This window comes from Glycocaulis abyssi, from assembly GCF_041429775.1.
GTDB lineage: Bacteria > Pseudomonadota > Alphaproteobacteria > Caulobacterales > Maricaulaceae > Glycocaulis > Glycocaulis abyssi.
The window spans coordinates 822919-844468 of record NZ_CP163421.1 but is presented as its reverse complement, the minus strand read 5'-3'; the positions used below and the strand labels follow the sequence as shown (position 1 = coordinate 844468).

At 62.6% G+C, this 21550-nt stretch carries 24 protein-coding genes and 1 pseudogene; 11 read left to right on the top strand and 14 right to left on the bottom strand.

The window, feature by feature from the left end:
• The first annotated feature begins 16 nt into the window (after positions 1-16).
• From AB6B38_RS04160 to AB6B38_RS04145, 4 genes are all read left to right on the top strand, one after another.
• A complete protein-coding gene (locus AB6B38_RS04160; protein WP_371394516.1) occupies positions 17-805 on the top strand; it encodes a TatD family hydrolase in 789 nt (262 codons plus the stop codon).
• Positions 802-1662, top strand: coding sequence for an MBL fold metallo-hydrolase (locus AB6B38_RS04155; RefSeq protein WP_371394515.1), 861 nt, complete (start codon positions 802-804; stop codon positions 1660-1662). The genes AB6B38_RS04160 and AB6B38_RS04155 overlap by 4 nt, the downstream gene beginning before the upstream one ends.
• 159 nt (positions 1663-1821) lie before the next feature.
• On the top strand, positions 1822-2589 hold the full coding sequence (locus AB6B38_RS04150) for an ISNCY family transposase (protein ID WP_371394514.1): 768 nt from the start codon (positions 1822-1824) through the stop codon (positions 2587-2589).
• Between the two features lie 43 nt (positions 2590-2632).
• Complete coding sequence (locus tag AB6B38_RS04145) at positions 2633-2854, top strand: hypothetical protein (RefSeq protein ID WP_371394513.1); 222 nt, start codon at positions 2633-2635, stop codon at positions 2852-2854.
• A gap of 33 nt (positions 2855-2887) precedes the next feature.
• Here AB6B38_RS04145 and AB6B38_RS04140 read toward each other — a convergent pair whose 3' ends face one another.
• Positions 2888-3067, bottom strand: a complete 180-nt coding sequence (locus AB6B38_RS04140; protein WP_371394512.1) for a TraR/DksA family transcriptional regulator — start codon at positions 3065-3067, stop codon at positions 2888-2890.
• Between the two features lie 159 nt (positions 3068-3226).
• A complete protein-coding gene (locus tag AB6B38_RS04135) occupies positions 3227-3736 on the bottom strand; it encodes a winged helix-turn-helix transcriptional regulator (RefSeq protein ID WP_371394511.1) in 510 nt (169 codons plus the stop codon).
• Positions 3737-3822: 86 nt separating this feature from the next.
• Here AB6B38_RS04135 and AB6B38_RS04130 point away from each other — a divergent pair, with 86 nt between their 5' ends.
• Positions 3823-4260: a 4-oxalocrotonate tautomerase family protein gene (locus AB6B38_RS04130; RefSeq protein WP_371394510.1), complete on the top strand. Its 438-nt coding sequence runs from the start codon at positions 3823-3825 to the stop codon at positions 4258-4260.
• Positions 4261-4284: 24 nt separating this feature from the next.
• The gene (locus tag AB6B38_RS04125; RefSeq protein ID WP_371394509.1) at positions 4285-4842 is read left to right on the top strand and encodes a 4-oxalocrotonate tautomerase family protein; all 558 of its coding nucleotides are present in this window, start codon (positions 4285-4287) and stop codon (positions 4840-4842) included.
• Here AB6B38_RS04125 and AB6B38_RS04120 read toward each other — a convergent pair.
• The 4 genes from AB6B38_RS04120 to AB6B38_RS04105 all read right to left on the bottom strand — a co-directional run bounded on the left by AB6B38_RS04120 (position 4836) and on the right by AB6B38_RS04105 (position 8986).
• A complete protein-coding gene (locus AB6B38_RS04120) occupies positions 4836-5201 on the bottom strand; it encodes a TraR/DksA family transcriptional regulator (RefSeq protein WP_371394508.1) in 366 nt (121 codons plus the stop codon). The genes AB6B38_RS04125 and AB6B38_RS04120 overlap by 7 nt on opposite strands.
• 11 nt (positions 5202-5212) lie before the next feature.
• Positions 5213-6067, bottom strand: coding sequence for a universal stress protein (locus AB6B38_RS04115; protein WP_371394507.1), 855 nt, complete (start codon positions 6065-6067; stop codon positions 5213-5215).
• 10 nt (positions 6068-6077) lie between these two features.
• Positions 6078-7583 carry a SulP family inorganic anion transporter gene (locus AB6B38_RS04110; RefSeq protein WP_371394506.1) on the bottom strand — a complete coding sequence of 502 codons (1506 nt, stop codon included), beginning with the start codon at positions 7581-7583 and terminating at the stop codon, positions 6078-6080.
• 179 nt (positions 7584-7762) lie between these two features.
• Complete coding sequence (locus tag AB6B38_RS04105; RefSeq protein WP_371394505.1) at positions 7763-8986, bottom strand: MFS transporter; 1224 nt, start codon at positions 8984-8986, stop codon at positions 7763-7765.
• Between the two features lie 253 nt (positions 8987-9239).
• On the opposite strand from AB6B38_RS04105, the gene AB6B38_RS04100 reads away from it, so the two are divergent.
• The 4 genes from AB6B38_RS04100 (at position 9240) to AB6B38_RS04085 (ending at position 16182) form a co-directional block, all read left to right on the top strand.
• Complete coding sequence (locus tag AB6B38_RS04100) at positions 9240-10301, top strand: efflux RND transporter periplasmic adaptor subunit (RefSeq protein WP_371394504.1); 1062 nt, start codon at positions 9240-9242, stop codon at positions 10299-10301.
• A 3-nt stretch (positions 10302-10304) separates the two neighbouring features.
• On the top strand, positions 10305-13451 hold the full coding sequence (locus tag AB6B38_RS04095) for an efflux RND transporter permease subunit (protein ID WP_371394502.1): 3147 nt from the start codon (positions 10305-10307) through the stop codon (positions 13449-13451).
• 106 nt (positions 13452-13557) lie between these two features.
• Complete coding sequence (locus AB6B38_RS04090; RefSeq protein ID WP_371394500.1) at positions 13558-14664, top strand: helix-turn-helix domain-containing protein; 1107 nt, start codon at positions 13558-13560, stop codon at positions 14662-14664.
• Positions 14665-14778: 114 nt separating this feature from the next.
• The gene (locus tag AB6B38_RS04085) at positions 14779-16182 is read left to right on the top strand and encodes an amidohydrolase family protein (protein ID WP_371394498.1); all 1404 of its coding nucleotides are present in this window, start codon (positions 14779-14781) and stop codon (positions 16180-16182) included.
• Positions 16183-16292: 110 nt separating this feature from the next.
• On the opposite strand, the gene AB6B38_RS04080 is transcribed toward AB6B38_RS04085, so the two are convergent.
• Entirely contained in the window at positions 16293-17177 is an 885-nt protein-coding gene (locus AB6B38_RS04080; RefSeq protein WP_371394496.1) for a LysR family transcriptional regulator, read from the bottom strand.
• Positions 17178-17315: 138 nt separating this feature from the next.
• Here AB6B38_RS04080 and AB6B38_RS04075 point away from each other — a divergent pair, with 138 nt between their 5' ends.
• Positions 17316-17981 carry a DUF2306 domain-containing protein gene (locus AB6B38_RS04075; RefSeq protein ID WP_371394494.1) on the top strand — a complete coding sequence of 222 codons (666 nt, stop codon included), beginning with the start codon at positions 17316-17318 and terminating at the stop codon, positions 17979-17981.
• A 38-nt stretch (positions 17982-18019) separates the two neighbouring features.
• Here the strand turns inward: AB6B38_RS04075 and AB6B38_RS04070 are convergent, their stop codons facing one another.
• The 7 genes and pseudogenes from AB6B38_RS04070 to AB6B38_RS04040 all read right to left on the bottom strand — a co-directional run bounded on the left by AB6B38_RS04070 (position 18020) and on the right by AB6B38_RS04040 (position 21532).
• The gene (locus AB6B38_RS04070) at positions 18020-18499 is read right to left on the bottom strand and encodes a hypothetical protein (RefSeq protein ID WP_371395116.1); all 480 of its coding nucleotides are present in this window, start codon (positions 18497-18499) and stop codon (positions 18020-18022) included.
• A 134-nt stretch (positions 18500-18633) separates the two neighbouring features.
• A pseudogene (locus tag AB6B38_RS04065) lies at positions 18634-18768 on the bottom strand (GDCCVxC domain-containing (seleno)protein); the annotation flags it as partial.
• Complete coding sequence (locus tag AB6B38_RS04060) at positions 18759-19289, bottom strand: DoxX family protein (protein WP_371394493.1); 531 nt, start codon at positions 19287-19289, stop codon at positions 18759-18761. The gene AB6B38_RS04060 and the pseudogene AB6B38_RS04065, both read right to left, overlap by 10 nt.
• Positions 19290-19366: 77 nt before the next feature.
• Positions 19367-19936 (bottom strand): carboxymuconolactone decarboxylase family protein, encoded by a 570-nt coding sequence (locus AB6B38_RS04055; protein WP_371394492.1) that lies wholly within the window; start codon positions 19934-19936, stop codon positions 19367-19369.
• A 74-nt stretch (positions 19937-20010) separates the two neighbouring features.
• Positions 20011-20580, bottom strand: coding sequence for a carboxymuconolactone decarboxylase family protein (locus AB6B38_RS04050; protein WP_371394491.1), 570 nt, complete (start codon positions 20578-20580; stop codon positions 20011-20013).
• Positions 20580-20990, bottom strand: coding sequence for a hypothetical protein (locus tag AB6B38_RS04045; protein WP_371394490.1), 411 nt, complete (start codon positions 20988-20990; stop codon positions 20580-20582). The genes AB6B38_RS04050 and AB6B38_RS04045 overlap by 1 nt, the downstream gene beginning before the upstream one ends.
• Positions 20987-21532, bottom strand: coding sequence for a DoxX family protein (locus AB6B38_RS04040; RefSeq protein ID WP_371394488.1), 546 nt, complete (start codon positions 21530-21532; stop codon positions 20987-20989). Before AB6B38_RS04040 ends, AB6B38_RS04045 begins: the two co-directional genes overlap by 4 nt.
• Positions 21533-21550: the final 18 nt, after the last annotated feature.

Genomic DNA, 21550 nt, shown 5'->3' with positions numbered 1-21550 from the left:
AACAGGACTTTCGCTCATGCTCATCGATTCACACGCCAATCTGCATGGCGAAACCTATGACGGCGAGCTGGATGCGGTGCTGGAGCGCGCCCGCGCGGTTGGCGTATCGCCCATCATCGCGATCTGCTGCCGCTTGGGCGAATTCGATCAGGTAAAGGCGATTGCCGAAGCGCAGCCCGATGTGTGGTGTACGCTTGGTGCGCACCCGCATCACGCCAAGGACCGGCCGGACATCACCGCTGAAGAGCTGATCTCCATGGCTGGCGGCCATCCCAAACTTGTGGCGATTGGCGAGACGGGGCTCGACCTGCACTATAATTACAGCCCGCTCGGCCAGCAGATGGCGAGCCTGCGCGCCCATATCGAAGCCGCGCGGCGCACCGGGCTCCCCCTCATCCTGCATTGCCGGGAAGCCGATCAGCAGATGGCTGATCTGCTGGAAGAGGAAATGGGGAAGGGGGCCTTCAAGGCGCTTCTGCACTGCTACACGGGCGGCGAAGAGCTGGCCCGGCGGGCGAGCGCGCTGGGGCTGTGGTTCTCCGCATCCGGCATCATCACCTTCAAGAAGGCCGACGATGTGCGCGCGATCTTCCGCGATATCATCCCGGCCAACCGCGTTATCATCGAAACCGACTGCCCGTATCTGGCACCTGCGCCGCATCGCGGGCAGAGAAACGAGCCGGGCTTTCTACCACATGTCGCTGAAAAACTGGGGCAATTGCGCGGCTGGAGCGCGGCGGAAACCGCGCAGCGCACGAGTGCGAACTGCCTGGCCCTGTTTGACCGTATCACGGTCACGCCATGAGCGGGCTTTTGCGCCTTACCCTGCTGGGGTGCGGTTCGTCGGGCGGCGTGCCACGCATTGACGGTGACTGGGGCGATTGCGACCCTGAAGAGCCGAAGAATTACCGTACCCGCTGCTCGCTGCTGGTGGAGCGTGCAACAAGCCTCTCAGACTTGGCAGACGGCACGCAGATAACACGGCTTGTCATTGATACATCACCCGATTTCCGGTTTCAGATGCTGCGTGAGCGCGTACATGATCTTGATGGCGTGGCCTTCACCCACGATCATGCCGACCAGTCCCACGGCATTGATGATCTGCGCGCCATCGTCTATCGCCGCCGCGCGAGGATTTTGGCCTATATGGCTGATTTTACGTATGAAGCGCTGTTTGCGCGTTTCGGCTATATCTTCGAGACGCCAGCCGGTTCCGGCTATCCGCCCATACTGGACCCCGTGGTTCTGGCGCAGGACGCAAGCTTTTCGGTTGAAGGGGCAGGCGGGCGTATCGAGGGGCGCTTTTTTACCGTCGATCACGGATCTGCGCCGTGCAGCGGTGTGCGCATCGGTCCGGTGGCATACACGCCGGACGTCAAGGAGATGCCGGATAGCGCCTTTTATGCAATTTCCGGCATAAGCCTATGGATTGCTGATGCTTTGCGTGACAAGCCGCATCCATCCCATTCGCATCTGGATCAGACGCTCGGCTGGGCCAGGCGCGCCGGCGTGGCGCACACCGTGCTCACCAACATGCATATCGATCTCGATTACCGGGCGCTGCTGGCGCGCTGTCCGGACGGCGTACGGCCGGGCTATGACGGGCTGACGCTTGTTATCGCTGAGGCCACAGGCGAAATTCTCACCGCAGATCCGGTCTAGAAACGCCCATAAGGCCGGATATCGTCATCGCATATTTCTCATAATATTTATTATGCGACGGGCCGATGTAAGCGCAAAGTAGTAATCTTGCATCTGTGCCGCAGAGAAATCTTGCACGCTAGCCTCCTCCCGCGCGGTCATTTGGAGGAGGCCCCAACGATGCTGGATGTGTTTGACGTGAGGCGGAAAGAACTGCAGCGCGCCGAAATCCTTGACGATGTGAAAGCCGGGCGCCTGAGCCCCAACGAGGCTGCCGAGCGGATGGGATTAACCCGCCAACATGCGGGCATTCTGTTCAGAGCCTACCGCCAGGACGGCATAGAGGCCCTGCGATCAAAAAAGCGCGGACGGCCCTCAAACCGCGCTTTGCCAGCCCGGGTGCGTGACTACACGCTGATGCTGATCAGAGACCATTATGCCGATTTCGGACCCACCCTCGCCGCTGAAATGCTGGCGGAGCGGCACGGTCTGGTCCTGTCGCGCGAAACCACACGAAAGTGGATGATCGAGGACGGGCTGTGGCGCACGCGCGGGTCGCGGCGGCTTATCCATCAGGACCGCCCGCGGCGCGAACGCTTCGGCGAGCTGGTCCAGATTGATGGGTCGCATCATCGCTGGCTGGAAGATCGCGGCCCGCCCTGCACGCTGATCGTGTTTATCGACGATGCTACGGGCCGGCTGGTGGAGCTGCGCTTTTGCCAGAGTGAGACCACCTTCGACCATTTCCTCGCCGCCAAACGCTACATGGAACGCTACGGCAAGCCTTGCGCCTTCTACTCGGACAAGCACGGCATATTCCGGCCCACCCACCAAACCTCGGTCGGCGGGGTCAACCAGACCCCCCTGCGTGCCGCACATACCGGAGATAGACACGGGATGGGAGCAACACCATCCCGGTCAGGGCACCCCCCTGCCCGGCCCCGATGAGTTCGCCCGCGCCAGTGAGGCTGTACGCAAGGTATCGCGCGCCATGACGGTGAACCATCGTGGCCAGCGCTACCGGTTGTCATGGCCGCATCCCGAGCAGCTGATCGGGGCGAAAGTGCCGATCCGCGAGTTTCCCGATGGCCGCGTGGAGATTTACAACAAGAGCCACGCCCTCCCCTGGAAACGCCGCTTTGCCTACAGCGTCCTGGAAGACGACGGGCGCTCCTTCGTCTACTCCAGAGTGCGAGAGCTGACGGGCGAATAACACGGGCCAGAAAACTAACGGCCCAGGTCTGGATCAATCCCCCAAGGCGCATGCAACGCATCGTATGACCGCAGGGTCGGCTTCCAGCCGCTTCAAGGCGGTGGCCTCACCGCATTCATCGCACCAGCCGAACTCGCCCGCCTCCAAGCGGGTCAGTGCGTCCTGAAGATGACGGCGGCGGGCGGTGCGGCGGCGCTCGGCGGCCTGCGCCATGGCCTGGACCTGAAGCGAGTCGATACGCGAAACCCGGCCAATACTCTGCTGGTCCAGCTCGACCGGCGAGCGGTCGGCACTAGCGGCCTTGGTCAGCGCGTGGGGGCGTAGCCCGGCCCTTACAAGACCGCCACTTTGCCTGCCAGGAAAGCCAGCTGGTCAGTCGTCTGGAGGAAGCCGCGTATAGGCCGCCTTCTGGAACCTCTCGAGCGTGGCCTCGTTCGCGCCGGGTCCCGGTCTGAACCGCAGGTCCTCAATCGTCAGAACATGGCCGCTGGCAGATGTCACTGACAGATGCGCGATTGGAGCTTTGTCGCGTCTATCAACAATTCTGAGCGGAGCCTTGTCTTCTCCCAAGACCCACCGATCCCCCCATTGCATGAGCGCTACGAGCACGGGCATCAGCGCCTCACCCTTTTTTGTCAGCCGATAGGCGTAGCGGTCTACGCCCGGCTTCGGGCGCTCACGGGCCATGATGCCGTGCGCCACCAGTACCGAGAGGCGCTCCGTCAGGACATTCTTTGCGATCCCGAGCTGTTCTTCGAACTGCGAAAAAGTGGTGGTTCCGTAGAACGCCTCGCGCACCAGAAGCAGCGTCCACCAGTCTCCTATCTGCTCCAGAGCCTGAGCAGCCGCGCAGTTCATCTCCTTGAATCGTTTTCTGGCCATGCTGTTGCCTAGACATTTTGGTTGCGTAATACAACCTTTTCGATTATGCATTTGGTTGCGTAAAGAAACCAAACGGAGAGCAGGCGATGCCCACCATTACCGTGACGGCGCCCCAGGGGGCGATAGACCAAGGTCAGCGGGACGCCCTGATGAAGCAGCTTAGCGACACCCTGCTAAAGTTCGAAGGTGCGTCGACCGGGAACCCCGCAGCACAGGCAATCGCCTGGACTTACTTTCAGGAAGCTCCCTCCGGCACGTTCTATGTCGGGGGCGAAGCGACAAGCTCGCCGCGCTTCAAAATCGAGGTCACGACCCCTCAAGGGGCATTGAATGACAGTTCGCGTGCAGGCCTGTCAGAAGCCATCAACGCGATTGTTCACGATGTGATCGGCGAAGCCGGATCCGGGTTCAACCACTGGGTTCTGTTCGGCGAGATCGCCGAAGGGCACTGGGGCGTAGCCGGGAAGATTTTCCGTCATGCCGACATTATTGCGGCTGTCCGGGGACCCCGCGCTTCTGCCTGACCGGCTTCCTGAAGGAGATATGCCATGCCTCTTATCACTGTTGAGCACCCGTCCGGCTCACTCACTGCCGAACAGAAAGCCAGCCTCGCAGAAGACCTGACTCACGTCATTCTTCAGATTGAAGGCGGCGTGGACAATTCGGCGTCCCGCTCAATTGCCTGGGTTCGCTTCAAGGAGCTCGACGGCGCTGACTGGTTCATTGGGGGCCTCAATGACGGCACGCACGAATCTGCATCGGGCAAGTTTCTGATCGAACTGAATGTGCCGGAAGGCTCCATGGACCAGCCACGCAAATCCGACTGTCATAGGGCGATCACGGCAGCTGTGCTCAAGGCGAAGGGCGTCGACAGTGCCGACGGGGCAGCGCGGTCGGTTTGGATCCAGATCGTGGAGTGGCCCGAAGGGCATCTGGCGACCAGCGGCCGGACATCCAGCTTGCTGGGTATCGCGCGCCTCGCGGGCATTCCCGCCGACCATCCCCTGCTGGCATTCCCCCGCGCCTACTTTGCCGCTAAGGATCGCTTATATGACCAGAACGGGTTTCCCGACCAAACTGCGGGGCGTGCCATCGTCCGCTATTGAGAAGCAGATGGAACACACTTCACGCACCGCGTCACGACCGGGTCGGCTTCCAGACGCTTCAACGCGATGGCCTCACCGCATTCATCGCACCAGCCGAACTCGCCCGCCTCCAGGCGGGTCAGTGCGTCCTGAAGATGACGGCGGCGGGCGGTGCGGCGGCGCTCAGCGGCCTGCGCCATGGCCTGGACCTGAAGCGAGTCGATACGCGAAACCCGGCCGATACTCTGCTGGTCCAGCTCTACCGGCGAGCGGTCGGCGCTGCCCGCATCGGTAAGTGCCCGCAACTGTTCCAGCTCCGCTTCTATCAGCGGGCGGAAATGGGCGCCAAGCGCTTCGGGGGAGAGGCTCTCTTCCGTCATCAATCCCGATACTAGCGGAACAGCATCACCGGCACAGGGCAGGAGCGCAGCATTTCGGTCGTCGTGCTGCCGATGACGAGATTGCGGATGCGCGAATGACCATACGCGCCCATAACCAGCAGGCCGATGCCGCGTGCCGCTATGCGCTGCGAGATCGCCTCCTCGGGTTTGCCGGGGACGATCCCGGCGGTCACGTCATGCCCGCCTGCGCTCAACAGGGTGGCGGCATTGTCCAGCTTTGCCCGGCGCTCAGGGGTCTCCTCACCCACTGACACGATATCAATGGGCGTTCCGGCCAGCAGCCGGCCTTTGGCCAGATGGGCAACCGCCCTGTCCCCGCTTGCCCCGCCATCATAGGCGATGAGGGCGCGTTCCATGGGCTGGAACGCCCGCGACGCCGCCAGCACGGGCTTCGTCGCTGCGCGCACGATGCGCTCCAGATTGGAACCCAGATGGCCCTTGGCGAAGTCTGCCGCCTCGCCGCGCTTGCCCAGTATGATCAGGTCGGCCTCCGCCTCGACATCGTGGATTGCTTCCACGATATCGCCGTGGCGCAGGCGCGTGGTGACAGGGTTGACGCCTGCCGCCTCCATCTCGGCTTTTGCCGCACCCAGAATGATCCGTCCGCGCTCCTTGGCGAGCTTTGCGCGTTCGGCATCATGTTGCGCGAGCTTTTCCAGAAGCTCTGAGCGCGCGCCAAGGGTGAGATTGCCGGAAAGATTGACCGGCCGACTGGCAGTATCCCGGCGGCCAAGCACATGGAGAAGCTCCACGCTCGCGCCGGTTTTCGAGGCGGCCCACGCTGCGTGATCGCAGACGCTGCTGGCGTACATCGAGCCGTCAATCAGAGCCAGGATATGGGTCATGTCCGGCCTCCTAATGGCCCATCAGGCGTTCAAGCGCGCCGGGTTTGTCGTGAATGCCAAGACGGTCAACGAGGGTGCGGCTGGCCGTGTTCATGCCCTTGAGCTCTACCTCCGCCCCTTCGCGGCGGAACTTCAGCACGGCCATGTCAATCGCCGCGACGCTGGAGAGATCCCAGATGTGGGCAGCGGACAGGTCTATTGTCACCTTGTCCAGCACTTCCTTGAAATCAAACGCCTTCATGAAGTCCTCCGAAGAGGCGAAAAAGAGCTGGCCGGTGACGGTATAGGTCCGCTCGCGGCCATCCTCGCTGGCAAGCGTGCTGACGGCGAAATTACGTGAGACCCGCCAGGCAAAGAAAATCCCGGAGAGCAGCACGCCCACCCCCACACCAATGGCAAGGTTATGGCTGAAGATGACCGTGACCACCGTGGCGATCATCACAAAGCTGGAGCTTTTGGGGTGATCGCGCAGATTCTTCACCGAGCGCCATGAGAAGGTGCCGATAGACACCATGATCATGATGGCCACCAGCGCGGGCATCGGGATCAGCCCCACCCATTCTCCCAGCACCAGGATCATGAAGAGCAGAAACAGGCCCGCCATCAGCGTGGAGAGCCGTCCGCGCCCGCCCGATTTTATGTTGATGATGGACTGGCCGATCATGGCGCAGCCCGCCATGCCGCCAATGAAGCCGGTCGCGGTATTGGCAATGCCCTGCCCGATGCATTCCCGATTGCGGTCCGAAGGCGTGTCGGTCAGATCATCGACGATCTGCGCGGTCAGCAGCGATTCCAGCAGGCCCACCATCGCGACGGCTGCCGAATAGGGCAGGATGATCATCAGGGTTTCCAGATTGAACGGAATGTCCGGGATCAAGAAGACCGGCAGGGTGGAGGGCAGCTCGCCCATGTCCGAGACGGTACGCACATCCATACCCAGCCACATGGCGAGCCCTGTCAGCACCACGATGCAGACCAGCGGCGAGGGGATGGCTTTGGTCAGATACGGAAAGCCGTAAATGATCGCCAATCCGCCTGCGACCATGGCGTAGGTCACCCACGTCACATTGGTCAGTTCGGGTATCTGGGCCAGGAAGATCAGGATCGCCAGCGCATTGACGAAGCCGGTCAGAACCGAGCGCGACACAAAGCGCATGACAAAGCCGAGTTTCAGCACCCCCGCACCGATCTGGATAAGCCCTGCCAGCACCGTCGCGGCCAGCAGATATTGCAGGCCGTGATCGCGCACCAGCGTCACCATCAACACCGCCGTGGCCGCCGAAGCCGCCGAGATCATGCCCGGACGGCCACCGGTAAAGGCAATCAGCACCGCAATGGAGAAGCTGGCATAGAGCCCAACCTGCGGATCGACACCGGCAATAATGGAAAACGCGATGGCTTCGGGTATCAGCGCCAGCGCGACGACCAGCCCGGCGAGCACGTCGCCTCGCACATTGCCAAACCATTCAGCGCGAATACGGCGCAGAATCTCGAAATCAAGGGAAGGAAGAGTCATGGGCGGTCCCGCAAGGCGCGCGCCGGGCCGCTGACTACCTGCGCTCAGGTTAGCCATGGGTGCCGGACACCGATTGTCAGATTGCGCGCCAAGCCGCAGCGAGGGCGGGAGCGCTGTTCAGCGCCGCTCTATATGCTGCAGTGCCGCATTGCAAGGCGGAATACGGGCCTGCATGGCGGCTATGCGCCGCGTTGGAAGCGAGACTGGCGCCGCCGGATCACCCGCGACCCGAAGGCCAGACATACGCTCGCGGCGACACACCACCCGGCCATGAAGATCAGCTGGGTTGGCAGATTGATGCCCTGGTCGATCAGCACGCCGGTCAGACCGGGGCCGATAGCGGTGGAGAGCACCATTGCCGAAACGATAATGGCACGCACCCCGCCCAGATGCGTGACGCCATAAACTTCCGGCCAGAGCGCGCCGAGCAGGGTTGCCGTAAAGCCATAGCTGACCCCGACCAGAAACATGAAGAGATAGACGCCCCATACAGGCGTCAGGAGCCCTGCCGCGAGGCTGGCTATGGTCAGGGGTGCGAGGAAGAAGGGCAGTATTCTTACCGCGCCAAACCGGTCGATAAGCGCCCCGCACACCAGACCGAAAACAATCGTCGTCACTGCCATCAGCGGAAACGCGCTGGCAAAAACCAGCGCATCGTAGCCGCGCAATTCGATGAAATGGCCCTGATGGAAAAAGATCGTGGTGCCGATAAAGGGCGGGGCTAGCACACCGGTCAGCAACAGGTAGAATACCGGATCGCGCAAAACCTCGGCGCGTGTCCATTGACGCTGCTGCGAGCCGGGCCCGACTTCACCGTGCGGGTTTCCCGGTATGCGGTCCTCTCTCAGCAGCCAGACCATCACCGGCAGCATGACCAGGATGAAAAGCGCCGAGGCGGTCCATGCGCCCTGCCAGCCCAGCAGGGCTGCAAGCGAAACAAAGAGGATCGGCAGGGCGGCCTCGCCCAGCTGGTGACCGGGCACCACCAGCGACACGGCCCGTCCCCGGCTGGCCGCGAACCAGCGGCCTGTCTGTGTGAGCGCGATATGGGTCATCATGCCCTGCCCGAACAGGCGCAATAGCCAGATGGCGATGGCGAGGACGGCCACATGGGGCGCAATGACGACCAGCAGACACGCCGCCGCCAGCCCCGGCATGGAGAAGGCGGCCACTTTCCAGGCAGGCATGTAATCCAGCAAACGCCCTACGAAGGGCAGGCTGACCGCGCTGGCCAGAGTGGCGGCCATATAGAGCAGGCCGAACCCGCCCTCTGACAGGGCGAACTGCTCGCGCAGCGCATTGCCCGACAATCCGATGAAGAAGGTCTGGCCGAAAGAGGAGAGGAAGGTGAGGATCACCCCCGCGCCGAGCCAGCGTGCATTGGCACGGATAAAAATCCACATGTACGGACCGCCTGCGTGTAAGTTCCAGATGTCAGCTTTAGCGGTACTTGCCGGGGGGTGAAAGGTGCCCGTCTCGCTCCGCCTGAAAGCCCGTGGCGACATAACGCTTGCGTTATGAGCACCGGCAAAACCTTGAAACTCAGGGCTGAAGGACGACAGTATAGGGCTGACGCCCGCTTGCAGGGCGCTGCTCGCGTAGCTTGCTGACCCGCGCGCTACCCCATGACAAGGCTACCCCGCTGACGGAGCGCCGATGATCAGGACCGCCCCGATAAGTCTGCTTGCTGCTGCCATGCTGCTGCTTGGCGCGTGCGGCTCCGACAGCGCGGCTGAAAACAGCTCCGGCGGAGGACAGGGCGAATACCGCCAGCCCGTCGCGGCGTCGGAGATCATCCGGCGCGATCTGTCACGCCAGCTCGCTACATCGGCGGTCGTTGAACCCTATTCGCGTTCGCGCCTGGCGAGCCGCACGGCCGGGATCGTCGATGACGTGCTCGTCGAAGCGGGAGACCGTGTCGAGGCCGGAGCGCTTCTGGCGCGCATCGATATGAGCGAACAGCGCGCTGAACTCGCCCGTATCGAAGCCCAGCGGGAACAGGCCCGCCGCGCCTATGAGCGCGCCTCGCAGCTGCGCGAGCGCGGGACGATGGCCACGGCGGACTACGAAGCGGCGCGCCTTGAGCTTCAGGTGGCCGAGCGCGATGCCGCTGTCTGGTCTACCCGCATCGGGTTTGGAGAGGTGCGCGCCCCAATGAATGCGGTTGTGACGGCGCGCCATGTCGAACCCGGCGAGGGCGTGCAGGCACAGGACACTCTGTTCGAACTGACCGCGATGGACCTTCTCGTCATGCGCATCGGCGTCTCCGAGCTGGATGTGGTCCATCTTCGCCCCGGACAGTCCGCGCCAATCCTGCTTGATGCCATGCCGGGCAATAGCGTCGAGGGCACGATACGGCGCATCTTCCCGACGGCTGAGGCCGATACACGCCTTGTCACCGTGGAGATCGCCCTGCCGGAAGGATCGGAGACGCGCGGCGTCCGCCCCGGCTTTCTCGGCCGGGTCCGTATGGCGATTGACCCGCGGCCCGATGTGATCGCTGCGCCGGTGACCGCGCTCGAGCGGGAGAATGACCAAGACTATCTGTTCGTGATTACAGGTGACCGGCTCGAATACCGCGTGGTGGAGCGCGGCGTGACACGCGGTGACTGGGTCGAGATTGTCTCCGGGCTGGAAGAAGGCGAGGTGGTGCTGGCGACCAACCCGTCCGAGCTTACCGACGGCCAGCTTGTGCGGATCGTCGGATGGAGGGGCTAGCCGATGGCTGAGCCTTCCCAGCGCGGCGGCATAGTCCATCATGCCATACGCAGGCCGGTCGGCACGCTGGCTATTGCGTCTGTCGTGTTGGTGCTGGGCCTGTTCTTTGTCACCCGCCTGCCCGTCGATCTCCTGCCCCGGATCGAATACCCGCAGATTACCGTGACGGTGAACTATCCGGGCGCCGCTCCCGAAGTGATGGAACAGCAGATCACGCGGGTGCTGGAAAGCAATCTGGCGGCCACCGAGAACCTTATCCGGATAGACAGCCGGGCGTCTGAAGGCCGTACGAATGTCAATCTGCACTTCGATTACGGCACCAATCTCGATATCGCCCTGCAGGATGCCTCGCGCTATCTGGAACTGGCGCGCACCCAGCTGCCGCCGGGTATCGAGCCGCCGCGCATCTACAAGCGTGACCCGTCCCAGGCCCCGGTCTGGACAGCCGGTTTCAGCTCCCCCACCCGCTCGCAGGTTGAGGTGAATGAATGGGTGGAACGCCGTCTCGCGCCCCAGCTTCTGGCTATTGGCGGGGTGTCCGGCGTGGAAGCGGCGGGTGGTCAGGTGCGCGAGATGGAGGTTCTGGTCGATCAGGACCGGCTGGCCTCCTACGGCCTGTCCATGCAGGACGTGATCGACGCGCTGGCCGATGAAAATGTCGATATCGCTGCAGGCTGGGTAACGTCCGCCAGCTTTGATGTCATGGCCAAGACCGACGGGCTTTTCACCTCCGCTGAAGATGTCGCCAATGTGCTGATCAACCTGCCGGGCGGGAATGGACGGCGCATTCCATTGTCAGAACTGGCCGAGGTGCGGGACGGTCATCGCGAGCAGCGCCTGTTTGCCAGGCTCGATGGCACGCCTGCGGTGCAGGTTTCCGTTTTCAAATTGCCAGGCGCCAACACCGTCGAGGTCGTCGACGAGGTCAATGACGCCATCGGCCAGCTCTCCCGCTCCGGCTTCATCCCTGACGATATCGTCTTCGAGGTGATCGGCGACACCGCCTTTTTCATCCGCTCCGCCGTCAGCTCGGTGGCGAGCGCTGCTATTCTGGGCGGTGTGCTGGCCATGGTGTTTGTCCTGTTTTTCCTGGGCAGCCTGCGGCGCAGCTTCGTGATCGGGCTGGCCATACCCATCGCCCTTCTGGCCACGTTCGTGATGATGGGGCTGGGCGGTCTGACCTTGAACATCATCTCGCTGGGCGGGCTGGCGCTCGGTGTCGGCCTCCTGCTCGATAACTCCATCGTCATGCTGGAAAACATCCACCGGCACCGGCAGGAGCTGGGCAAGGATCCGGAGCGCGCGGCCCATGACGGGGCAGGCGAAGTGGCCGGTGCGATCATCGCAGGCACGCTCACCAATCTCGCCGCCGTTGTGCCCTTCCTGCTGATTACGGGCCTCGCCGCGCTCATCTTCCGCGAGCTGATGCTGACCATCTCCTTTGCCATCATCGCCACGCTCGCCGCCGCGCTCACCCTCACCCCGATGCTGGCCGTGCTTGTCAGCCGTGCGCGGTTCGAAAGCGGGCTTGCGGGATCACGCCCGATCCGGGCCTTCGATGGCGGTGTGCAGTTCCTGCGCCGCCGCTACCGGCGTGTGCTGCCGCGCCTGCTGCGCTGGCGGGCCGCCGTTATTGCCGCAGCCCTCGCTGTCTTTGCCGGATCGCTCTGGCTGGGCTCTAATCTTGGCACGGAGTTTCTGCCACAGGTCGATGATGGCCAGGTCTCGGTGCGCTTGTCTCTGCCGCCGGGTAGTCCACCACACGAGACCGACGCAGCCGCCAGGCAGATCGAGGCGGTTCTGGGCGCTGACCCTTATGTACAGTCCATGTTCACGCTGGTTGGCGGCCATCTGGGCGGCGGTATCGTCAATGAGCGCCCCGGCACGTCCAATATCCGTGTCCAGCTGACCGATGCGCGCGAGCGGCCTGAAATGCCAGCCGGTGTGTGGGTGGCAAATATGCGCGAGGCCCTTGAGGCCCTCGATATTCCCGGCGCGCGCATCTGGGTCCGCCCGCCGTCGATCTCAGGGCTCAATTTCGGCCCCGGCGAGGGCAGTTTCTCCATCTCGGTCGTTGGCGAGGACCTCACCCTCTCCCGGCAGGCCGCCCGCCAGATCAGCGCGCGCCTGCAGGGTATCCGCGGTCTGGAAGGTGTGGAGGTTGGCCGCGAGGATGAAAGCCCGCTCATGCGCATCAGCGTGGACACCGAACGGGCGAGCGCGCTGGGCCTGCGCACCTCCGAGATCGGCGCCGCGGTGCGTGCTGCGGTCGATGGCGCGGTGCCGACCCGCTTCATGGCCGATGCGCAGGAATACGAGCTGCGCGTGCGCCTGCCACGCAGCCAGACCGGTGACAGCGCGGCGCTCGCCAATCTCATCCTCTTCCGCCCGCAAGGTGCGCCGGTGCGCCTTGGTGATGTCGCCACGATCAGCCTTGGTGCCGGTCCTGCCCATATCGAGCGCGATAACCAGAACCGCGTGGTGCGGGTAAACGGAGAGATCAATACCGCCGTCTCCGATGTCTCCACCGTGATGGCGCAGGTGGAAGGGCGGCTGGCGGACATGGACCTGCCAGACGAGATCGGCCTCGTCTTCGAGGGCCAGTGGCAGACCATTCAGGAAACCAACCGGGAGCTGACCACCGTTGTCCTGCTCGCCCTCTTCCTCGTCTTCGTGGTGATGGCCGTGCAGTATGAGCGCATCTCCAATCCGCTGGTTATCCTCGCGACAGCGCCGCTGGCGATCACCGGCGTGGTGCTGGCACTGGTGCTGACCGGCACGCCCCTGTCCGCGCCGGTGATGATTGGCGCGATCCTGCTGATCGGCATTGTGGTCAACAATGCCATCCTGCTGGTGGAATATATCGAGAAGGGACGCCGGGAGCGTGGCCTGTCACCGGCGCGTGCGGTGGTCTCTGCAGGCACGGCGCGCCTGCGGCCCGTTCTGATGACCACAGCCACGACCGCGCTTGGCATGTCGCCACTGGCCTTCGGCGCCGGGCCGGGCGGAGAGATCATGCAGCCGCTGGCGCTCGCCGTGATTGGCGGGCTTCTGGTGGCGACCGTGCTCACACTGCTCGTGATCCCCAGCCTCTACCTGATCGTGGACGGCGCTTCTCGCAGGCTGACATCGCTGATGACGGGGCGATAACTGCGTTCTAGAGAGCGCCATCGTCATTCTCTTCGTGCCCGCTTGCGTGTGTGTCCCGGTCAGCCTCATGCTTCCGCGGCGACCGGTGTTGAGCTAACCAGTCCAGATGGAGGTTAACCTCGCCAATCTCATTCAAGTGGCGCTAGCCACTATTGCCCTGACCGGCCTGGCGCTGAGCCTGGGCCTGCCGCGCCTGCACGCAGCGGCGGCGCTGATGGCGATGACGGCAGCGTTGATGGTGTTCAACCTGCTGGAGGAAGCCGCCGGATTCCGGGAGGTCTGGCTTGTCACACCAGCATTCCGCCTGCTCTTTCCGCCCCTCTTTTATCTGCTGGTCCGAAGTCTGATCTTCGCCGGTCCGGCCCTGCGCCCGGCCGATATGCTGCACGGTCTGCCTTTCCTCGCCGGGCTAACGTTGACCGGCTCGCAGCTTGACCTTGTCGAGCATGGCGCGCGGATGAGCTTGCTGGCCTATGCCGGCGCCTCGGCCTGGCTGGTGCACCGTTTTCACAAGGCCTTGCCGGAGCGGCGCTCGGATGCGGCGCGTGTGCGGCTGAACCTGCTCTACGCGATGATCACCGTGTTTGTCGTGAATGGTGGTTTCGACAGTCTGCGCATTGATGGGCGTTGGCTGCACGGTGACTGGCCCTGGCTCGCCTCGACCGAAGCCTATGTCGTCCAGCTCAGCATATCGCTGGCCATGGCGGCGGCGCTGGTCGGCTTGGCTGTGCGCCGCGAAAGCCTGTTTGAAGGTCTGGCGCCGGGCAGTCTGGGCGGCGAAGCGCCGCCGCCGGAACAGCTCGCGCTACAGCCCCCGTCACAGGCCATTCCTGCTCCCGATCACACGGTGTTCGCGCGTATTGAGAGGGTATTGCGCGAAGAGGCGCTCTATAGCGAACCGCGCCTGACGCGGGCCGAGCTGGCCACCGCAGTGCAACTACCCGACCGCCAGGTTTCACAGGCCATACGGCAGGCTACAGGACGTAATTTCAACGACTATATCAACGCGCTACGCCTTGAAGATGTCTGCGCCATGCTGGAGGAGGCCGCCGCCGGTCAGTCCAACGGCAGCGTGCTGGATATCGCCTACACCGCCGGTTTCAGTTCAAAGTCAGTCTTCAATGCGGTTTTCAAGCGCGAGACAGGACAGACGCCCACGCACTGGCTCGCAGCCCGCCGCAGCGTTCTGTCCGGCGCCTCGTCTGCCGACTGATCCGGTCTGGCCCGGGCTTTCCGGAAATTTCCGCACGTCCTGAATCCGGATTTCGGACGACCGGACTCCTTTCCCCCTCCAGGCTTGCCCGTCTTGAGCAACAAGGAGACGGGCATGACCCAGTTAAAAGCCGTTCTGATCGTTTTTTTGGGGCTTGCTCTCTTGCCGCATTTGGCCGCATGCGGCGTACCGTCGGCGCTGGACCGGCCCGAGCGGGCGTCCGCCTACCTCATTCGTGATGTCGCTGTGCTCGATCCGGATGAGGACACGCTGCACCCGCCGCAGGACTTGCTTGTCATCGGCGGACTGATCGAGGCTGTGGGCGATCTGGCAAGCCATGGCATGCCGGTGGACGCCCACGTGATCGACGGGACGGGGCTCGTACTGATGCCCGGCCTGATCGATATGCATGTGCACATCTTCGACGAAGCTGATCTGGCGGCCAATCTGGTGCATGGCGTGACCACGGTGCGCAATCTCGCCGGCATGCCTTTCCATCTGCCAATGGCACAGCGCATCGCCGATGGGCGTCTCGCCGGGCCGCGCCTGCTCACGACCGGGCCGATCCTCAATGAGCGCGGTGGGCGGAACACCAATCCGCTTCAGACACTGATCTCGGGGCCTGACGAGGCGCGTCAGGCCGTACGCCGGCAATACAGGCAGGGCTATCGCCATCTCAAACTCTATTCCAACGTATCGCGTGGGAGCTTAGCCGCCATTCTCGACGAGGCCCGCCAGCTGGACATGACCGTCTCGGGTCACCCGGTTGAGGGCACGGAGGCGGACCCGATACCCATCGACGACACTCTGGCCGCCGGTTTCCTGACCATAGAGCACGCTGAATCTATCATCTGGCACGCCCTGAATGACGATATTGATCCTGAACGCATGCGCGCCCTCGCGGCAGATATCGCGCGCGGCGGCGCGACGGTGACGCCCACGCTGATCGTGCACGCCAATCTTGCCGGTATCGTGGAAACGCGCGGCGCCCATCTTGAGCGTAGCGACATGGCAGGTTTCAACCCGGTCATACTCGACAGCCAGCGCGGTGAGTACGACTTCTGGGCCAGCCAGGAGACAACCGACCGGCTCCACATGCAGACGGCGTACGAGATATTCACCGGCATGCTGCACGATGCCGGTGTTCCGCTCCTTCTCGGCAGCGATGCTGGCGTGATGGCCACGCCACATGGCGTCTCGGCCATCGAGGAGCTGGAGGCGCTGGTGCGTGCCGGACTGACACCGGACGCTGCCTTGCGTGCAGGCACAGTGAATGCGGCTGCGATCCTGACGCCGGAGGTCAGCACCGGACGGATCGCGCCGGGCTTCGCTGCCGATCTTGTGCTGCTCGGCGCCGATCCGCGCGAAGATTTCCAGGTCCTGCGCCGACCGCTTGGCGTCATGGCGAACGGGTACTGGTATGATACGGACGCGCTGGAGGCGCTGCGGCATGCGTCGCGACGACCGGGTGTGTGGCGTACACGGCTGCGGCTTCTGATGTATATACTGGCGCGGTAGGGCATCCACGGGTGCTGTCAGAGGAAAGCGGCCACAGTGCATTTCTGGTGGAACCGGCCCAGCCTGAGTTTCGCCAATCATGCCGCCAAGCGAGTTTACGGCTGCAACGGCTAACCCAGCTCCGCGACGAGCAGGTCAAAGACCAGCCTTACCCGGCGGCTTGTACGCAATCCGCGGTGGGCAACCAGCCAGCTTGGAAACAGTATCGGATCATGGTCAGCCAAGACCCGCTGGACTGACGGTTCAAGATCGCCCACCGCTTCCAGCATCAACCCAATGCCAAGGCCGCGTTTCACCCACTCCCATTGAACCAGCTGGTTTAGCGTCAGAAGCGGGAAATTGCGGTAGCTAACGCTCAAACCGTGCTGGTTCAGAAGGTCAATGAGCCGCTCTGTGTCGTCAAACCCGATATATTCGGCCGCCAGGAGATTGGGTTGGCCATCAACCTGTTCCAGCTGGGCCAGATACTCAGGCGTGGCATAAAGACGAACCCGGGAGTCCTGTACCCGCCTTGCGATCAGGTCGGGTTGTTCCGGTCGAAACCCCCGCAATGCAATATCCGCTTCGCGGCGGAGAAGATCGCTCGTGCTGTTCGTTGCCAGCACCTCGACCGACATCTGAGGCGCCGTTCGCCGCACTCGCCCAAGCACATCGGGCAGAACATGGGCGGCGGCGACCTCACTGGCAGAAATGCGCGTCACCCCTTCTATGGATTGGGTCTGCCCTGCAGCGGCCAACGACATCTGGCTGGCAGCCAGCCCCATAGCCCGCACATGTTCGATCAGCTCGAACCCGCTGGCAGTAAGCTCGAGGCTTTTCCCGGTACGCTTGAACAGCTCGACGCCCAGTTCCTGCTCAAGGGCTCTCACCTGACGTCCAAGGGTCGGTTGTGTCAGCCCAAGTGCGTTCGCCGCCGCTGACAGAGAGCCCTCTTCCGCCGCCACGAGGAACGCGCGGGCTCTATTCCAGTCGAACTGCACTGATCGCCACTCCATGCAATTACGCATATAGCTTGTGCATTAATTGTCAATTTACACGATAAAATCGCATGGCTACGCCTCAGTCTAGAGTGTCCTGCCAGCAGCCGACATCTGGACGGCTGGCGGGTCTGCCATTGGCGAGAGGTAAGGCCATTGCTTGTAATTCATATCTTGTCCGGCTCGGTTGCGCTGTTGACCGGGCTGGTCGCGTTAGGGGCCCGCAAGGGCAGCGGTCCGCATAGAGGGGCGGGCAACATATTCACGCTTACCATGCTGGTTATGGCCATAAGCGGCGTGCTCATTGCCCTCGACATTCCAGCTGCTCTATCGGCCGCCGCAGGCACACTTACCGCCTATCAGGTCGCAACTGCCTGGCTGACTGTCAGGCGAAGGGAGAATCAGGCCGGACGCGCTGAATGGGCTGCGATGGCCTTCGCAATCATTGCGGCGGCAGGCTGCCTGATCTTCGGCATGATGGTCGCGCGCGGTGACCTTACGGAATATGCGGCTGGCGCACCTATTCCGGCCGGGACGTATTTCTTTTATGGCGGCATAGCCCTGTTGAGTGCCGTGCTTGACTGGACTGTCATTCAGCGCGGCGGTCTTGCGGGCCGCCAGCGCATCGCCCGGCATGTCTGGAGAATGGGCTTCGCCCTCTTTACCGCCGCCTCATCGTTCTTTCTCGGTCAGCCTCAAGTGTTCCCCGAGCCGGTTCGCGAGACTCCGTTTCTTCTTGCCGCACCGGTCATCATCATTGTTGTACTGACGGATTTCTGGTTCGTCCGTGTGTTGTTCACGCGCTGGGCAGACCGGCCATAATGACAGGGTGCGCATTATCGCGCGGTAGATCACTTGCCCTATCTGGCCGCCGGTGAACGCCAACTGGTCAGCGCGGCCATCTGCACGACGGCGAATAGCCCGACAGGAATTGCTGTGGCTATCACCACAATCACCCCGGTGTTTGTGAATGCTTGACCGGTCAGACCCAGCAGCCCTGCTGCCAGCACGACCCATGCGGTATCGAGCACGGTTATAAGAATGACGAGCCCCCGCCTGCTCACCGGATTGCGTGCCACCCAGCCCACGAAGATGGCAAAGGCAACCAGACCAGCGCCGATGCTTCCCAGAACTACCGCCGTGGATATTCCGGCAATTGCGCCGAGCGTCAGCAAGGCCCCCGACAGCCCACTCGCGAATATGAGAGCGGCGAGGCCGCTCGCAGCGGAATAGATTGCGTTGGCAAGCAAGGCCGTCCGCAAGAGCGAATTAATCCGGGCGTCTTCCGGCTGCCGTGACAGCATATTTGAAACGTATGTGGTAATGGCACAGGACTGCATAGGGTATCTCCTCCGAACGCCGGAATCCCGCAGGATTGATGGCACCGGCTTGTTCGTATGAGCGGGCGAAAGGTTACAGCCGCGTACGTTATCTGCGTCAGTTGTTGCAGTCGCCCTTGCCGGTCTGCACCGGCGGGCAGTGGCCTCAACACACGCCCGCACCCCCGGCAGTCATAAAAGTACTGACACGCGTTGGCGGGCATTTCCTCGCGCGCGAGATATCCGCATTGCGGGCAGGTCAGGGTTGAGCGGGTGGTGATCAGCGCCATTGACGGCTCCCTGCATCTTGCCAGATCGCCGCATCCACACTGAGCGCTCCGGGGCCAAACAGCGCTACCAGTGCGATGAACACCAGGATCATGATCTCCGAATTATAAAGCAGGCCGGACAGGGAGAAGAACGGGCCACCCCATTCAATATGCTTCCGGCCAACCGTCATGAAGGCCACGAAGGTGATCACCGCCAGCACGGCACCGCTAAGAAGCGTGAACGCACCAACAAGAAAGAGGAAGCCGAACACGAACTCGCTGGCCGAGACGAACCAGGTGTTTAGCCAGGGCAGAGGAATGCCCGCCTCCCGCAATGTCTGGTGCATGATGCGGCGGCGATCAGGACGGAAAAGCTTGGTGTACCCGGCCCAGAAGAACATGAAGCCGACGACAAATCGCGCGACAAAGCTCAACACATCAATCGGAGCACCGAGCCCCATCGCTATACCGGAGTAGCTGTGTATGGCGTCGTTCAGAACGGGCGACAGCCCGGCAAGCGTCAATATCGGGTCGAAATGCATGATATCAGTCCGAGCAAAAGGGTTCGGATCAGGCGATCCGCCGGATGACGATGGGGTTTTTTGGCTTTCTAGACGGCTCAGCCGTCCCAGCGGCGGCTTTCGAACGGCGCGTCCAGCGGCGTATCGAACAGATGGTTGGCGTAATTGCTGATGGTCTTGACGCTCAAGGCCAGCACGATGCCGAGAACGTGCCTTTCCTCGTATCCTGCATTCAGGAACGCCGTGACGTCTTCCCTCGCGGGCCAGCCGCGCGTGTCGAACATGACCTTGGTGAACCGGGTGAGCGCGTCGAGTTTTGCATCTGGCAGGGACTTGCCATCGCGCAGGGCATCGGTGACCTCTTTGGCAAGGCCCGACGCATTATCAGCGAGGAAGCTATGGGCGCTGACGCAATACTTGCAGCCATTCTCCCGGCTGATTGTGATGAAGACCACTTCCTGCTCCGGCGCATTAAAACCGCTCTGCTGGCGGAACAGGTCATACCCGTGGGCATAGCTGCCCAGCAGCGCAGGCAGGTTGGCCATGGTCCGGTACATATTGGGGACCATGCCCATTTTCTGCTGGGCCCCATCCATGACCTCCCTGGCGGGGGATTTTGCCTCGCTGGTCTGGAGCGGTTTGAGCGATTGAAAGGTGTAGTGTGTCATTGCAGGCCTCGTTTGTGGGGGACGCAGCGGGTCAAGTTGGCGGGACAGGCTGCGCGCTGCCCGCACCGATGAAATCAGGGGCTGGGAGGGAGGATTCCGGTGCGCTCTCCCCACTGCACATAGGTCGAGCCGCGCCTTTGCTTCAGGGCACTGTCATCCGGGTTCTGGTACTCCAGACCCGGGGTGAGACCCGCTGCCTCCACGATGCGGTTCATATAGTTGTAGAGCGCACACACAGAGACCGCTTCATAAAGCGCCTCGTCACTCCATCCGGCAGCGTGCACCTCATCGATTGCAGGGCGGGGTATCCGTGAGGGCGTGCGCGTCAGATAAGACAGATAGCGCAGAAGGGGCTTCAACCTGTCGTCCACGGGCGCGGCGTCCAGGTCGGTTACAAGCGCTTCAAGAAGTGTCGGCTCAACACCAAATGCCTGCGCCATCAGCGTATGGGCCCCATAGCAGAAATCGCAGCCATTCAGACCCGACACATAGGCGGCTATCAGTTCGCGCTGGGCGATTGTCAGCGCGCCATCGTCCCGTAGCAGCGCGTCATGCAGCTCAAGGAGCGGTCGCAAGCCTTTGGGAAAACGCTTGAAGACATCGCTCAGATGGGCGTCGGCAGGCAGGGATGGAAACAGGCTCATCAGATTGCCTCATCTTGCTGATCGAGCCACTTCAGCGCTTCGGCCTCCAGGGCAAAAGCGCGCGCGGTGAACCCGCTTGATGCGAGGACTCGTGTCATCTTGATGGCGTGAGCCAGCTGATCAGGGCGATGAATAACGGCAAAGCGTAAACCGGCAGGCAGATGTGACCCGAACGCCATCGCGACCTCGGTCAGCTCGGCCACGTTGTGAGTCATCACGCAGGCGCGCCAGTCCATGGCCAGACCTTGATATTTCTTCTGGCCGATATGGGCCGAGATGTGCTGCGCATTCTCAAGGCTCACCGCCGGCACGTTCTCCCCGGTCAGCTCGACGCGCGCCACACGTCCAAACCGGCCCGAAGGAAGCAGCCGCATGGAGAGCGGCTCGATATGCCGATCCGGCGTTTTCATGATGCGGACGCCCGCGGGGACACGAGGCGGGCGGCCAGATGATCCATCGAGATGCGTCCTGGCCCGCGGCCAATGATGAAGAGCAGCATGGCCGCCCAAAGCGCATGGGTTGCCCACCAGGCATCCGGGAACACGAAAATCTGGATGACGAGTGTCATCACCAGCAAGCCGGCTGCGGCGAACCGGGTGAACAGGCCGATAACCAGCAGGATCGGAAGAATGAACTCGCCAAGGGTCGCCATCCAGGCCGCGAGCTCGGCAGGCAGCAGCGGCAAGGCGAAATCACCACGGAACTGGGCAAGGGTCGTTGCCTTCATGTCCAGCGGCAGCTCGGGCAGACGTATGTGAAACTTCTCGATCTCGAAATCGTTGATCACCTCGACATAACGCCAGACACCAAATGTCTCCACCTTGGTCAGGAAGGAGCGCCAGAAGACGCCCGCAATCGTGAGCCGCATGAACAGGGAAAGAAGGTCGTGCGCGATGATGCGTTCGGCCAGGGCGGCAGCCTTGCCATGGAGGCGGTGAAGGGTTGCGAACATTCGGGCAGGCTGCGAAGG

Excerpts from the sequence above, each read along its gene's own strand:
- AB6B38_RS04040 (WP_371394488.1), bottom strand. The coding sequence starts at position 21,532 with ATGTTCGCAACCCTTCACCGCCTCCATGGCAAGGCTGCCGCCCTGGCC.
- AB6B38_RS04155 (WP_371394515.1), top strand. The coding sequence starts at position 802 with ATGAGCGGGCTTTTGCGCCTTACCCTGCTGGGGTGCGGTTCGTCGGGC.
- AB6B38_RS04100 (WP_371394504.1), top strand. The coding sequence starts at position 9,240 with ATGATCAGGACCGCCCCGATAAGTCTGCTTGCTGCTGCCATGCTGCTG.
- AB6B38_RS04050 (WP_371394491.1), bottom strand. The coding sequence starts at position 20,580 with ATGAGCCTGTTTCCATCCCTGCCTGCCGACGCCCATCTGAGCGATGTC.
- AB6B38_RS04060 (WP_371394493.1), bottom strand. The coding sequence starts at position 19,289 with ATGCATTTCGACCCGATATTGACGCTTGCCGGGCTGTCGCCCGTTCTG.
- AB6B38_RS04090 (WP_371394500.1), top strand. The coding sequence starts at position 13,558 with ATGGAGGTTAACCTCGCCAATCTCATTCAAGTGGCGCTAGCCACTATT.
- AB6B38_RS04130 (WP_371394510.1), top strand. The coding sequence starts at position 3,823 with ATGCCCACCATTACCGTGACGGCGCCCCAGGGGGCGATAGACCAAGGT.
- AB6B38_RS04105 (WP_371394505.1), bottom strand. The coding sequence starts at position 8,986 with ATGTGGATTTTTATCCGTGCCAATGCACGCTGGCTCGGCGCGGGGGTG.
- AB6B38_RS04145 (WP_371394513.1), top strand. The coding sequence starts at position 2,633 with ATGACGGTGAACCATCGTGGCCAGCGCTACCGGTTGTCATGGCCGCAT.
- AB6B38_RS04115 (WP_371394507.1), bottom strand. The coding sequence starts at position 6,067 with ATGACCCATATCCTGGCTCTGATTGACGGCTCGATGTACGCCAGCAGC.
- AB6B38_RS04125 (WP_371394509.1), top strand. The coding sequence starts at position 4,285 with ATGCCTCTTATCACTGTTGAGCACCCGTCCGGCTCACTCACTGCCGAA.
- AB6B38_RS04160 (WP_371394516.1), top strand. The coding sequence starts at position 17 with ATGCTCATCGATTCACACGCCAATCTGCATGGCGAAACCTATGACGGC.
- AB6B38_RS04085 (WP_371394498.1), top strand. The coding sequence starts at position 14,779 with ATGACCCAGTTAAAAGCCGTTCTGATCGTTTTTTTGGGGCTTGCTCTC.
- AB6B38_RS04135 (WP_371394511.1), bottom strand. The coding sequence starts at position 3,736 with ATGGCCAGAAAACGATTCAAGGAGATGAACTGCGCGGCTGCTCAGGCT.
- AB6B38_RS04140 (WP_371394512.1), bottom strand. The coding sequence starts at position 3,067 with ATGGCGCAGGCCGCCGAGCGCCGCCGCACCGCCCGCCGCCGTCATCTT.
- AB6B38_RS04110 (WP_371394506.1), bottom strand. The coding sequence starts at position 7,583 with ATGACTCTTCCTTCCCTTGATTTCGAGATTCTGCGCCGTATTCGCGCT.
- AB6B38_RS04120 (WP_371394508.1), bottom strand. The coding sequence starts at position 5,201 with ATGACGGAAGAGAGCCTCTCCCCCGAAGCGCTTGGCGCCCATTTCCGC.
- AB6B38_RS04055 (WP_371394492.1), bottom strand. The coding sequence starts at position 19,936 with ATGACACACTACACCTTTCAATCGCTCAAACCGCTCCAGACCAGCGAG.
- AB6B38_RS04045 (WP_371394490.1), bottom strand. The coding sequence starts at position 20,990 with ATGAAAACGCCGGATCGGCATATCGAGCCGCTCTCCATGCGGCTGCTT.
- AB6B38_RS04150 (WP_371394514.1), top strand. The coding sequence starts at position 1,822 with ATGCTGGATGTGTTTGACGTGAGGCGGAAAGAACTGCAGCGCGCCGAA.
- AB6B38_RS04095 (WP_371394502.1), top strand. The coding sequence starts at position 10,305 with ATGGCTGAGCCTTCCCAGCGCGGCGGCATAGTCCATCATGCCATACGC.
- AB6B38_RS04070 (WP_371395116.1), bottom strand. The coding sequence starts at position 18,499 with ATGCAGTCCTGTGCCATTACCACATACGTTTCAAATATGCTGTCACGG.
- AB6B38_RS04080 (WP_371394496.1), bottom strand. The coding sequence starts at position 17,177 with ATGGAGTGGCGATCAGTGCAGTTCGACTGGAATAGAGCCCGCGCGTTC.